Source organism: Streptomyces sp. NPDC002886, from assembly GCF_042888445.1.
In the GTDB taxonomy this organism is placed as follows: Bacteria; Actinomycetota; Actinomycetes; order Streptomycetales; family Streptomycetaceae; genus Streptomyces.
In genome coordinates this window covers 126491-139590 of record NZ_JBIAPV010000013.1, presented here as the reverse complement: position 1 = coordinate 139590, position 13100 = coordinate 126491, and the positions used below count along the sequence as shown (strand labels likewise).

Annotated in this window: 8 protein-coding genes; 7 read left to right on the top strand and 1 reads right to left on the bottom strand. The window is 71.5% G+C overall.

Going from position 1 to position 13100, the window contains the following annotated elements:
- Positions 1-190 precede the first annotated feature (190 nt).
- Positions 191-2662 carry a DEAD/DEAH box helicase gene (locus ACFYYB_RS37180; RefSeq protein ID WP_389442077.1) on the bottom strand — a complete coding sequence of 824 codons (2472 nt, stop codon included), beginning with the start codon at positions 2660-2662 and terminating at the stop codon, positions 191-193.
- Between the two features lie 77 nt (positions 2663-2739).
- On the opposite strand from ACFYYB_RS37180, the gene bldG reads away from it, so the two are divergent.
- From bldG to topA, 7 genes are all read left to right on the top strand, one after another.
- Positions 2740-3072 carry an anti-sigma factor antagonist BldG gene (gene bldG, locus ACFYYB_RS37175; RefSeq protein ID WP_389442353.1) on the top strand — a complete coding sequence of 111 codons (333 nt, stop codon included), beginning with the start codon at positions 2740-2742 and terminating at the stop codon, positions 3070-3072.
- 98 nt (positions 3073-3170) lie between these two features.
- A complete protein-coding gene (locus ACFYYB_RS37170) occupies positions 3171-3611 on the top strand; it encodes an ATP-binding protein (protein ID WP_389442074.1) in 441 nt (146 codons plus the stop codon).
- Between the two features lie 681 nt (positions 3612-4292).
- Positions 4293-6710: a sodium-translocating pyrophosphatase gene (locus ACFYYB_RS37165; protein ID WP_389442071.1), complete on the top strand. Its 2418-nt coding sequence runs from the start codon at positions 4293-4295 to the stop codon at positions 6708-6710.
- Positions 6711-6890: 180 nt separating this feature from the next.
- Positions 6891-7457, top strand: coding sequence for a small secreted protein (locus tag ACFYYB_RS37160; RefSeq protein WP_389442068.1), 567 nt, complete (start codon positions 6891-6893; stop codon positions 7455-7457).
- Between the two features lie 350 nt (positions 7458-7807).
- Complete coding sequence (locus tag ACFYYB_RS37155) at positions 7808-9361, top strand: methyltransferase (RefSeq protein WP_389442065.1); 1554 nt, start codon at positions 7808-7810, stop codon at positions 9359-9361.
- A gap of 225 nt (positions 9362-9586) precedes the next feature.
- Positions 9587-9784 carry a hypothetical protein gene (locus ACFYYB_RS37150; RefSeq protein WP_389442062.1) on the top strand — a complete coding sequence of 66 codons (198 nt, stop codon included), beginning with the start codon at positions 9587-9589 and terminating at the stop codon, positions 9782-9784.
- A 466-nt stretch (positions 9785-10250) separates the two neighbouring features.
- The gene (topA, locus tag ACFYYB_RS37145) at positions 10251-13082 is read left to right on the top strand and encodes a type I DNA topoisomerase (protein ID WP_389442060.1); all 2832 of its coding nucleotides are present in this window, start codon (positions 10251-10253) and stop codon (positions 13080-13082) included.
- Positions 13083-13100 lie beyond the last annotated feature (18 nt).

Genomic DNA, 13100 nt, shown 5'->3' with positions numbered 1-13100 from the left:
AGTGCCCGGGCGCCGCCGGGACGGGGTGTGAGGGGGCCGATATGGGGCTGAGAGGGGGCTGGGAGGCGGCTGCGACGGCGGGTCGGGCCTTCGGGCGGGTGTTCCGGTTTGAGGGGTGCCAGGGGCGATATTCAGCCAATCGCTGACCGGCCCGTGCGGCCCGAGTTCCTACCGGTCGGCCCGTCGGGGTTCAGGGTGTCGCCGGTGGGTCCGGGTCCGGGGATTCCGAGAGGAGGTGGGTGAGGAGCCGGACGGCGCCGCGCTTGTGCAGGGGGTCGTTGCCGTTGCCGCACTTGGGGGACTGGATGCACGAGGGGCAGCCGGCCTCGCACTCGCAGGCGGCGATGGCGTCACGGGTCGCCGTCAGCCAGGCGCGGGCCGTGTGGAAGGCGCGCTCGGCGAATCCGGCGCCGCCCGGGTGGCCGTCGTAGACGAAGACCGTCGGGAGGAGGGTGTCGGGATGCAGCGGGACGGAGACCCCGCCGATGTCCCAGCGGTCGCAGGTGGCGAAGAGCGGGAGCAGGCCGATGGAGGCGTGCTCGGCGGCGTGCAGGGCGCCACCGAGGATCTCCGGGTTGATCCTGGCCTCGTCGAGCTGGTCCTCCGTGACCGTCCACCAGACGGCCCGGGTGCGCAGGGTGCGGGGCGGCAGGTCCAGTTTGGCTTCGCCCAGCACCTCGCCGGTGATCAGTTTGCGGCGCAGGTAGGAGACCACCTGGTTGGTGACCTCCACCGAGCCGAAGCAGAGCCTGCCGCGGCCCCAGGGGATCTCCGTCTCGGTCTCCAGGACGGAGATGGCGGTCGTGTCGCGGGCCGTCGTGGAGAACGGCGGGTTCGCCTCCTCGACCAGCGCCACGGAATCCTCCAGGTCCAGGTGCTTCACGAGGTACGTGCGGCCCTGGTGGAGGTGGACCGCCCCGTCGTGGACGGCGGTGTGGGAGGCCTCCTCGTCGACCGTGCCCAGCAGCCGGCCCGTGGCGGCCTCGACGATCTGGACCGGGCGTCCGCCGCCGCCCCGGATGTCGGTGAGGTCCGAGGCCCGTTCCCGGCGGGTCCAGTGCCAGGCGGTGGCCCGGCGGCGCAGCAGCTTCGCCGCTTCGAGCTGGGGGAGGAGGTCGCGCGCGGCCGGGCCGAAGAGGTCGAGGTCGGGCTCCGTCAGCGGCAGCTCCGCCGCCGCCGCGCACAGGTGCGGGGCCAGGACGTACGGGTTGTCGGGGTCCAGGACCGTGGCCTCCACCGGCTGCCGGAAGAGGGCCTCGGGGTGGTGGACCAGGTAGGTGTCCAGCGGGTCGTCCCGGGCGATCAGGACGGCCAGCGCCCCCTGGCCCGAGCGCCCGGCACGGCCGGCCTGCTGCCACAGGGAGGCGCGGGTGCCCGGGTAGCCGGTGATCAGGACGGCGTCCAGGCCCGAGACGTCCACGCCCAGCTCCAGGGCGGTCGTCGCGGCCAGGCCGAGCAGGTCGCCGGAGTGCAGGGCCCGCTCCAGGGCCCGGCGCTCCTCGGGCAGGTAGCCGCCGCGATAGGCCGCGACCCGCCCGGGCAGCGAGCGGTCCACGGCTGCGAGCTTCTCCTGGGCGATCACCGCGATCAGCTCCGCGCCGCGCCGGGAGCGGACGAAGGCGACCGTACGGACGCCCTGCACGACCAGGTCGGTGAGGAGATCGGCGGTCTCGGCGGTGGCCGTACGGCGTACGGGTGCGCCCCGCTCGCCCTTGAGGTCGGTCAGGGGCGGCTCCCACAGGGCGAAGACGACCTCGCCGCGCGGGGAGGCGTCGTCGGAGACCGCGACCACCGGCAGGCCGGTCAGGCGGGACGCGGCGGTCGCCGGGTCGCTCGCGGTGGCGGAGGCCAGCAGGAACACGGGATCGGAGCCGTAGCGGGCACACAGCCGGCGCAGCCGCCGCAGGACCTGGGCGACGTGGGAGCCGAAGACGCCCCGGTAGGTGTGGCACTCGTCGATGACCACGTAGCGCAGGGCCCGCAGGAAGGAGGACCAGCGCGGGTGGGCCGGGAGGATCCCGCGGTGCAGCATGTCGGGATTGGTGAGGACGTAGTTGGCGTACTGGCGCACCCACTCGCGCTCCTCGAAGGGGGTGTCCCCGTCGTAGACCGCGGGCCGGACGGCGTTGCCGAGGGGGCCGGCCAGTTCCCGTACGGCGCGGCGCTGGTCGGCGGCCAGGGCCTTGGTCGGGGCCAGGTACAGGGCGGTCGCGCCCCGGCCGTTGGGCGCCTCGGCCCCTTCGGCGAGGGCGGAGAGCACGGGCGCGAGGTAGGCCAGCGACTTGCCCGAGGCGGTGCCCGTGGCGACGACCACGGACTCCCCGTCGAGGGCGTGCTCGGCCGCCGCGGCCTGGTGTTCCCACGGATGGTCGATCCCGGCGGCCTGAATCGCGGCTACGACATCAGTTCGGATGCGATCGGGCCAGACCGCATGACGACCCTCCCGAGGGGGCAAGTGCTCCGTATGGGTGATGCGCGCAGCCCGGGAAGGCCCCCGTGACAGCCGGTCCAGAACCGTGCCGGGGGTGGGTCTGACGTCCTCGGGTGCCGTGGGCGGCCCGGGACGGTGAGTGTTGGCCATTGGAACCGAGTGTGTCACCGGCGTGCGGGACAATGGTCCGAAGGCGTCGTGCGCGCCTGCCGGTAAGTGATTGAATGCCATCGCGGCAGCCAATCCCTCGTCCACCTCCGGGTGGGGAGGCCCCTGGGGGGCGCCGCTCGATAGCAAGGTGCTGGAGGATCCGTGGACCTGTCCCTGTCGGCGACCGTACGGTCGTGGAGGTCGGTGGCGAGATTGATGTGTATACCGCGCCCAAGCTGCGCGAGCAGTTGGTCGAGTTGGTGAATGACGGCAGCTACCACCTGGTTGTCGACATGGAGCGAGTGGACTTCCTCGACTCCACCGGGCTTGGTGTGCTCGTGGGAGGCCTCAAGCGCGTCCGCGCGCACGAGGGCTCGCTGCGTCTGGTCTGCAACCAGGAGCGCATCCTGAAGATCTTCCGAATCACCGGTCTGACCAAGGTGTTTCCGATCCACAACTCGGTGGAAGACGCCGTCAACGCCACCGACTGACGGCCGGCGGCGAAACGGCCGAAGATGGAGCGAGGGGTACCGGGCCACAAGCGGTCCGGGCCCCGGTAAGGCACGCCCGTAGTCCGAGGGGGACGCGCATGGCCACCGTTGAACTGCGCTTCAGCGCCCAGCCCGAACACGTCCGGACGGCCCGCCTGGTCGCGGCCGCCGTGGCGCGACGGGCCGGTGTGGAGGAAGCCGTCCTCGACGAGGTCCGCCTCGCCGTGGGCGAGGCCTGTTCGCGTGCCGTCGGACTGCATCGCACCAACGGAATCACCGCGCCCGTCCGGGTGGTGCTGACCGAGGAGGAGAAGGTGTTCTCCATCGAGGTCAGCGACGAAGTGCCCGGACCGGCCGGCGGTCCTGCCGCCGCCGTGTCCGGAATCGACGCCGTCCTGGACCCCGACGCCGAGGGCGAGGACGAGATGGGCCTTGCCGTGATCAGCGGCCTGGTCGACGACGTCGACGTCATCAGCGGGGAAGCCGGCGGGACCATCCGGATGAGCTGGCCCGTCTCGGGGACCTCCGAGCTTCCGTAGTCGGGTTGCCCCAGCCGGGCTTCCGTGGCCGGGCCGCCGTAGTCGGGCGGGCCGCCTCGATCGGCTGCGCACACGCTTCGTGCCCGCCGGGTCGCCTTCGGGCAGCCCGGCGGGTTTTCGTGCTGCCCTGGACCGCGTCACCCCCCCCGGCCCGCGTCCCCCCTCTGGGGCCCGCGTCTCCCCGGGGCTTCGTGCTGCCCGGGAGGGGCTGGCGGGTTCTCGTGGGGCCCGGCGGGTTCTCGTCCCGCTCCGTGGGTTTGCCGCTTCCCCGTCGGTTTCGTGCCCCGATCGGGCTTTGACGCGGGGCGTTCCCGGAGGCCGGTCGTCTGGCGACGGGGGACCGGGCGGGTGCCGGTAAGGCGTCGGAGGCGCCCCGGGGTGGACACCGATGATGTTCCGCCGCGCGTGCCGACGTATCTTCCGATCTTATTCAATGCCCTGCCGAGCAGGGCCTTTCGGGTGGCCCTAGATCCATTCCGTGATCGTTCCCTGCCGGGTTTATTGATCGCTGATCAAGCGTCAATGCTTTTGCCCCGTTACCGCTTTCGAGGGTAATGGAGTGACCAGATCTATTGGTGAGGGGCAAGTGCGGGCCAATTCCGTTTCCTGCGTACTGTTTTGATCGGGTCGCGCTCCCTACAATCCGTCCACATCTTGAGCTCATCACGTCAAGGAGGACGAATGACGGGGCTCTTTACCCCTATCGCGCCGGGTCGCACCACAGACCTGGCATCCGCAGTACTCACGGATGACAATCGGCTCATCGTGATCGTCATTGCGGCCGTGGCCATCGCCGCGCTCGTCGTCGCGCAGATCCTGGTCCGCCAGGTCCTCGCAGCCGACGAGGGAACCGACTCCATGAAGGAGATCGCCGCCGCCGTCCAGGAGGGCGCCAACGCCTACCTCGGCCGGCAGCTCCGCACGCTCGGCGTCTTCGCCGTCGTCGTGTTCTTCCTGCTGTTCCTGCTTCCCGCCGACGACTGGACGCAGAGGTCGGGACGTTCCGCCTTCTTCCTCGTCGGCGCCGTCTTCTCGGCCGCCACCGGCTACATCGGCATGCGCCTCGCGGTCCGTGCCAACGTCCGCGTCGCCGCCGCCGCCCGCGAGGCCACCCCCGCCGAGGGCGAGCCGGCCAAGGACCTCACCGAGGTCTCCCACAAGGCCATGCGGATCGCGTTCCGCACCGGCGGCGTGGTGGGCATGTTCACCGTCGGCCTCGGCCTGCTCGGCGCGTCCTGCGTCGTGCTCGTCTACGCCGCCGACGCGCCCAAGGTCCTGGAGGGCTTCGGTCTCGGTGCCGCGCTCATCGCGATGTTCATGCGTGTCGGAGGCGGCATCTTCACCAAGGCCGCCGACGTGGGCGCCGACCTGGTCGGCAAGGTCGAGCAGGGCATTCCGGAGGACGACCCGCGCAATGCCGCGACCATCGCCGACAATGTGGGCGACAACGTCGGAGACTGCGCGGGAATGGCCGCCGACCTCTTCGAGTCGTACGCCGTCACCCTCGTGGCGGCCCTCATCCTCGGCAAGGCCGCCTTCGGCGACCTGGGCCTGGCCTTCCCGCTGATCGTCCCCGCCATCGGGGTCGTCACCGCGATGATCGGCATCTTCGCGGTCTCCCCGCGCCGGACCGACCGCAGCGGAATGACCGCCATCAACCGCGGCTTCTTCATCTCCGCCGCCATCTCGATGGTCCTCGTCGCGATCGCCGTCTACGCGTACCTGCCGGGCACCTACAAGGAGCTCGTCGGCGTCGACGACGCCGCGATCTCCGGTCACTCCGGCGACCCGCGGATCCTGGCGCTGGTCGCCGTCGCCATCGGCATCGTGCTCGCGGCCCTGATCCAGCAGCTCACCGGCTACTTCACCGAGACCAACCGCCGTCCCGTCCGGGACATCGGCAAGTCCTCCCTGACGGGCGCCGCGACGGTCGTGCTCGCCGGCATCTCCGTCGGCCTGGAGTCCGCCGTGTACACGGCGCTGCTCATCGGGCTCGGCGTGTACGGGGCGTTCCTGCTCGGCGGCACCTCGATCATGCTGGCGCTCTTCGCCGTGGCGCTGGCCGGCACCGGTCTGCTCACCACGGTCGGCGTCATCGTCGCCATGGACACCTTCGGTCCGGTCTCCGACAACGCCCAGGGCATCGCGGAGATGTCCGGGGACGTCGAGGGCGCCGGCGCGCAGGTGCTGACCGACCTGGACGCGGTGGGCAACACCACCAAGGCCATCACCAAGGGCATCGCCATCGCCACGGCCGTACTCGCCGCGGCCGCGCTCTTCGGCTCGTACAACGACGCCATCGCGAACGCGGTCAAGGAAGTCGGCGTCAAGGCCGGCAGCGAGATGAACCTCAGCCTGGACATCGCGCAGCCCAACAACCTGGTCGGGCTGATCCTGGGCGCGGCCGTCGTGTTCCTCTTCTCCGGCCTCGCCATCAACGCCGTGTCCCGCTCGGCGGGCGCGGTGGTCTACGAGGTGCGCCGGCAGTTCCGGGAGCACCCCGGGATCATGGACTACACCGAGAAGCCCGAGTACGGGCGCGTCGTGGACATCTGCACGAAGGACGCGCTGCGCGAACTCGCCACGCCCGGGCTGCTCGCCGTTCTCACCCCGATCGCCGTCGGATTCACGCTCGGCGTCGGAGCGCTCGGTTCCTTCCTCGCCGGAGCGATCGGCACCGGCACCCTGATGGCCGTCTTCCTCGCCAACTCCGGTGGCGCGTGGGACAACGCGAAGAAGCTCGTCGAGGACGGGCACCACGGCGGCAAGGGCAGCGCGGCGCACGAGGCGGTCGTCATCGGCGACACCGTCGGCGACCCGTTCAAGGACACCGCCGGCCCCGCCATCAACCCGCTGCTCAAGGTCATGAACCTGGTGGCGCTGCTGATCGCCCCCGCGATCGTGCAGTTCAGCTACGGCTCGGACGCCAGTCCGACCGTTCGGGCGATCGTCGCGGTCCTCGCGATCGGCGTCATCGTCGGCGCGGTGTACGTCTCCAAGCGCCGCGGCATCGCGGTGGGCGACGACGGGGAGGGCGAGGGCGCGCCCGCCGAGCGGGTGGGCCAGCAGGCCGACCCGGCGACGGCGATCTCCTCCTGAGACGGCCGCTCCCGAGAAGGCTCTCGCGGGCCTGACCCGGCAGGCGCGGGCACGGCTCTCGACCGTACGCCCGAACGGCGGACGGACGGCGCGGACTGACGCGCCGTCCGTCCGCCTTTGCGTTTCCCCGATGGTGGACGTGTATCTTCCGGGCCGAGAGCCTTCGAAGGGACCAATCCGGTGAACAAGAAGCTTGCGGCCGCGGTATCGGGCGCTGCGGTGCTGATGCTCGTCCTGTCCGGCTGCGGCGGGGACGACGGCGACAAGAAGACCGACGCCTGGGCCAAGAAGGTCTGCGACAGCTGGCAGCCCGAGCTCGAGAAGATCGAGCAGGCGAACACGGACATCAAGCGGGTGGCGACCGAGAGCAGCAAGCCCGAGGAGGTCCAGACGACCGACTCGGCGGCCTTCGGGACCATGGCCCAGTCGTACAAGGCGATGGGTACGGCCCTGACGGACGCGGGAGTTCCGCCCGTCAAGGACGGTGAGAAGACCCAGGCCGCCGCGGTCATGGGCTTCGAGTCCACGTCGGCGGGCTACACCGCCCTGAAGACGAAGATGGACGCCCTCGACGCCAAGGACCAGGGCAAGTTCGCCGAGGGCCTCAAGGACGTGGCGGGCGGCCTGGAGGAAGCGACCAAGGGCGGCAAGGAGGCCCTCGACCAGCTCAAGGCGGGCGGGCTGGACAAGGCGATGAACGGTCAGAAGGGCTGCCAGGTGACGACTCCGTCGCCGGCGAAGTCCTAACGCGGACCGCCGCCCCGCCGGCGGCGCCGCACACACCGGGGCGGCCGGGATCCTTCGGGACCCCGGCCGCCCCGGCGCATGTCCGGCGGGATGTCCGGCGGGATGTCCGGTGGGATGTCGGGCGGGATGGCGGGCGTGATGCGCGGCGGGATGTCCGGCGCATGTCCGGCGGTCAGGCCGGGACGGCGCCGGGGACACCCCAGAAGCAACCAACGACCGTACGGAACTGCGCCCGCTCGGCGCCCGTCCCGGGCCGACGCCCCCGGCCGGGAGCTCGCGGGAGCGCCGGACGCCCACGCCGAAGGCCGTGTGGCGCGGGCAATGGGGGCGGCAGCGGCCACAATGGGCGGGTGAGTACCACCAGCCTTCCCCCCGGTCTGCCCGCCCACCTCCCCTCGTCGGCCCGCGCGGCCGAGCTCCGCGCCGCGTTGCTCGCCGCGGGCTTCACCGCCGACGGGCTGCTCGACCTGCTCGGCGCCCCGGCGTACGCCGCGCTGGCCCGCAGCGAGACGGTCCCCGCCCTGCGCGCCACGCGGAGCCACGGCGACGGCCCGCTCGCGAGTCTGACGCGGCTGTTCCTGCTGCGGCAGCCGGTGCCGTACGTGCACGCCGCGGCCGCCCTGCCCGTCGACGCGGCCCTGGCGGACGGCTGGTTGCGGCGCGAGGGCGATGAGCTGCACGCCACCGTGGACGTGCGCCCGTACGGCGGTCCGGACGGCGAGGACTGGTTCATCGTTTCCGACCTCGGCTGCGCCGTCGGCGGGGCCGGCGGCATCGGCAGCCGTGAGGAGGGCGTGGTCCTCGGTGTCGGCGGAGCCTCCACGACGCTGGCCGGGATCACCATCCGCACGCCGGTCGGCTCGGCCCTCGACGTCGGCGCCGGATCCGGGATCCAGGCGCTGCACGCCGCCCAGCACGCGACCCGGGTCACGGCGACCGATGTCAACCCGCGGGCCCTGGAATTCACCCGGTTGACGCTGGCACTGTCGGGCGCCCCCGAGGCGGAACTGCTCGCCGGGTCGCTGTTCGAGCCGGTCGGCGAGGCCACGTACGACCTGATCGTGTCGAATCCGCCGTTCGTGATCTCCCCGGGAGCCCGGCTGACGTACCGGGACGGCGGGATGGGCGGCGACGACCTGTGCCGGACCCTCGTCCAGGAGGCCGGGGCCCGGCTCAACCAGGGCGGGTTCGCGCAGTTCCTGGGCAACTGGCAGCACGTGGACGGCGAGGACTGGCACGACCGGGTACGGGCCTGGGTGCCGCGCGGCTGCGATGCCTGGATCGTGCAGCGCGACGTGCAGGACGTGACGCAGTACGCGGAGCTGTGGCTGCGCGACGCGGGCGACCACCGCACCGACCCCGCCGCGTACGAACAGCGGTACGAGGACTGGCTGGACGAGTTCGAAGCCCGCAAGACCAAGGCGGTCGGGTTCGGCTGGATCACGCTGCGCCGCAGCGACGCGGCCGAGCCGTCGATCGTGGTCGAGGAATGGCCGCACTCCGTGGAACAGCCGCTCGGCGAGGCCGTGCTCGACCACTTCGCACGCCAGGACTACCTGCGCGACCACGATGACGCGGCCCTGCTGGCGGGCTACTTCCGGCTGACCGCGGAGGTCGTGCAAGAGCAGGTCGGAGCGCCCGGCGCGGAGGATCCGGAACACGTCGTGCTCCGGCAGAACCGGGGCATGCGGCGGGCCACCAAGGTCGACACGGTCGGGGCCGGGTTCGCCGGGGTGTGCGACGGATCACTGAGCGCGGGGCGGATCCTGGACGCCATCGCCCAGCTGGTGGAGGAGGACCCGGTGGTCCTGCGGGACCGGACGCCCGAGGCGATCCGGATGCTGGTGGAGCAGGGGTTCCTGGAGCCGTTGGCCGGGGCGCAAGCGGAACCCGCGGACGAGTAGGCCGGCCGTCGCCGTGCGCCCGGCGCACCCCGGAGCAGTCAGGGGGGTCGGGCCGCGGGGAGGTTCGCCGCGGCCCGGCCGGCGTGTCCCGGGCAGTCGGGGATCCGGTCGGTCGGAGCCGGGATGTCACCCCGGGTTCGCCTGCTGTCTCCCCTCGGCTGAAATCCTCCGGTCAGCGGGATCCGGGGGGATCCCGAGAGCGGCCCGGGGGACGAGGTGAACGGCATGGAGCACGGTCCGGCGATCTTCGCGGCGGCCGTGTTCCTGCTGTTCGGGGCCGCTCTGCTGGCCTGGACGGGGGCGCGCGCCGCACACGGCGCGCCGGTGGCCGAGGGCGTGCGCCCCGTCGTGGCCGTACCGCTGGCGCTGCTCGCCGGCGGGGTCTCGCTGGCCCTCGGGGTCTGGTGCCTCGGACGGCTGTGACGCCGGAGCGGTGCCGCTCAGGCGGTTTCGGCCAGGCGGTTCGCTCCGGTGATGTCACCCGGGCGGTTTCCCTCCGGTGGTGTCGGCCCGGCCGTGGCGGCCGCCTCGCGCCGGCCGGGGCCGGGCTCGCGGTTCGTGGCCCCGGCGGAGCGGCCGGATGTCGTCCGGGCTCCGGCGGCGCGCCGGGTTTCGCCCTCTCGTCCGGATTGCGCGCAGGCCCGTACACATCGGTGAACACCGACGTGGGGAGGGGTGCGGAGGCGGGGCCAGACGGCCCTTCGGCCACTCTGCCCGGTGAGTGCGCAGGGCCTGGCGCGGCATCCGGGCGGCAGAAATGGCACTTGTCGGGTTACCGTTCGAGTGGCCGTTGCGGGCTTCTGCCGTTTGACACGGGGGCGGGTTGTACCGTCACACTCCGCAGCGTCGCCGTACTGCGACCGAGTGCCGACCGGAGAGAAGAGCCAAGTTGTCCCCGACTAGCGAGACCGCAAAGGGCGGCCGCCGACTCGTCATCGTCGAGTCCCCTGCCAAGGCGAAGACGATCAAGGGCTATCTCGGCCCCGGATACGTCGTCGAGGCGAGCGTCGGGCACATCCGCGACCTCCCGAGTGGCGCGGCCGAGGTTCCCGACAAGTACACCGGTGAGGTCCGCCGTCTCGGTGTGGACGTCGAGCACGACTTCGCGCCGATCTACGTCGTCAACGCGGATAAGAAGGCCCAGGTCAGGAAGCTCAAGGAGCTGCTGGCCGAGTCCGACGAACTCTTCCTCGCCACCGATGAGGACCGCGAGGGCGAAGCCATCGCGTGGCACCTGCAGGAAGTACTCAAGCCCAAGGTCCCCGTCCACCGGATGGTCTTCCACGAGATCACCAAGGACGCGATCCGCGACGCCGTCGCCAACCCGCGCGAGCTGAACCAGCGCATGGTCGACGCCCAGGAGACCCGCCGCATCCTCGACCGCCTCTACGGCTACGAGGTCTCGCCGGTCCTGTGGAAGAAGGTCATGCCGAAGCTGTCGGCGGGCCGCGTCCAGTCGGTGGCCACCCGCATGGTGGTCGAGAAGGAGCGCGAGCGCATCGCCTTCCGCTCGGCCGAGTACTGGGACCTGACCGGCACCTTCGCCACCGGCCGCGCCGGTGACGCCTCCGACCCGTCCACGCTGGTCGCCCGCCTGAACACGGTGGACGGCAAGCGCGTCGCACAGGGCCGCGACTTCGGCTCGACCGGGCAGCTCAAGAGCGAGGTGCTGCACCTCGACGAGGCGAACGCGCGGGCGCTGGCCGCCGCACTGGCGGAGACCTCGTTCGCCGTCCGGTCGGTCGAGTCCAAGCCGTACCGCCGCTCCCCGTACGCCCCGTTCCGTACGACGACGCTCCAGCAGGAGGCCTCGCGCAAGCTCGGCTTCGGTGCGAAGGCGACGATGCAGGTGGCGCAGAAGCTGTACGAGAACGGCTTCATCACCTACATGCGTACCGACTCCACGACGCTGTCCGAAACCGCGGTGTCGGCGGCCCGTGCGCAGGTCACGCAGCTCTACGGCGCCGAGTACCTGCCGGAGAAGCCCCGCGTCTACGCGGGCAAGGTCAAGAACGCGCAAGAGGCGCACGAGGCGATCCGTCCTTCGGGTGATCGTTTCCGCACCCCGGCCGAGACCGGTCTGACCGGCGACCAGTTCCGCCTGTACGAGCTCATCTGGAAGCGCACCGTCGCCTCCCAGATGAAGGACGCGGTCGGCAACTCGGTCACCGTGAAGATCGGCGGCCGGTCGGCCGACGGCCGTGACGCCGAGTTCTCGGCCTCCGGCAAGACGATCACCTTCCACGGCTTCATGAAGGCCTACGTCGAGGGCGCGGACGACCCGAACGCCGAGCTCGACGACCGTGAGAAGCGTCTCCCGCAGGTCGCCGAGGGCGACGCGCTGTCGGCCGAGGACGTCACGGTCGACGGTCACTCGACCAAGCCGCCGGCCCGCTACACCGAGGCCTCGCTGGTCAAGGAGCTGGAAGAGCGGGAGATCGGCCGCCCGTCGACGTACGCGTCGATCATCGGCACGATCCTGGACCGCGGATACGTCTTCAAGAAGGGCACGGCGCTCGTGCCGTCCTTCCTGTCGTTCGCCGTGGTCAACCTGCTCGAGACGCACTTTGGGCGGCTCGTCGACTACGACTTCACCGCCAAGATGGAGGACGACCTCGACCGCATCGCGCGGGGCGAGGCCCAGTCCGTGCCGTGGCTGAAGCGCTTCTACTTCGGCGCGGAGGACGCGACCGAGGTAGTGCCGGCCGACGGCGACGCGCTCGGCGGCCTGAAGGAGCTGGTGACCGACCTGGGCGCGATCGACGCCCGGGAGATCTCCTCCTTCCCCGTCGGCGAGGGCATCGTGCTGCGGGTCGGACGCTACGGGCCGTACGTGGAGCGCGGTGAGAAGGACGCGGAGGGCCACCAGCGGGCGGACGTCCCGGAGGAGCTGGCTCCCGACGAGCTGACGGTCGAGTACGCGGAGGAGCTCTTCGCGAAGCCGAGCGGCGAGTTCGAGCTGGGCAAGGACCCGATCAGCGGGAACGAAATCGTCGCGAAGGACGGTCGCTACGGGCCGTACGTGACGGAGATCCTGCCCGAGGGCACGCCGAAGACGGGCAAGAACGCGGTCAAGCCGCGGACGGCCTCGCTGTTCCAGTCGATGAGCCTGGACACGGTCACGCTCGAAGACGCCCTGCGCCTGATGTCCCTTCCCCGGGTCGTCGGCGTGGACGCGGAGGGCGCGGAGATCACCGCGCAGAACGGCCGCTACGGCCCGTACCTGAAGAAGGGCACGGACTCGCGGTCGCTGGAGACCGAGGACCAGCTCTTCGCCATCACCCTGGAGCAGGCGCTCGCGATCTACGCGCAGCCGAAGCAGCGGGGGCGCGCGGCGGCCAAGCCGCCGCTGAAGGAGCTCGGTACGGACCCGGTGAGCGAGAAGCCGGTGGTCGTCAAGGACGGCCGGTTCGGCCCGTACGTGACGGACGGCGAGACGAACGCGACGCTGCGGCGGGACGACGACGTCGAGACGATCACGCCGGAGCGGGGCTACGAGCTGCTCGCGGAGAAGCGCGCCAAGGGGCCGGTGAAGAAGACGGCCAAGAAGGCTCCGGCGAAGAAGGCCCCGGCGAAGAAGGCGACGGCCACGAAGGCGACGGCGACGAAGACCGCTGCCGCCAAGAAGACGGCGGCGAAGAAGACGACGACCGCGAAGAAGGCGACCACGGCGAAGAAGGCGGTCGCGAAGAAGACGGCGGCCGTGGCGGCGGACGAGTAGTCACAGGCCTGCGGCAGG

Coding starts and splice junctions, on each gene's coding strand:
- ACFYYB_RS37165 (WP_389442071.1), top strand. CDS start 4,293: ATGACGGGGCTCTTTACCCCTATCGCGCCGGGTCGCACCACAGACCTG.
- ACFYYB_RS37150 (WP_389442062.1), top strand. CDS start 9,587: ATGGAGCACGGTCCGGCGATCTTCGCGGCGGCCGTGTTCCTGCTGTTC.
- ACFYYB_RS37170 (WP_389442074.1), top strand. CDS start 3,171: ATGGCCACCGTTGAACTGCGCTTCAGCGCCCAGCCCGAACACGTCCGG.
- ACFYYB_RS37180 (WP_389442077.1), bottom strand. CDS start 2,662: ATGGCATTCAATCACTTACCGGCAGGCGCGCACGACGCCTTCGGACCA.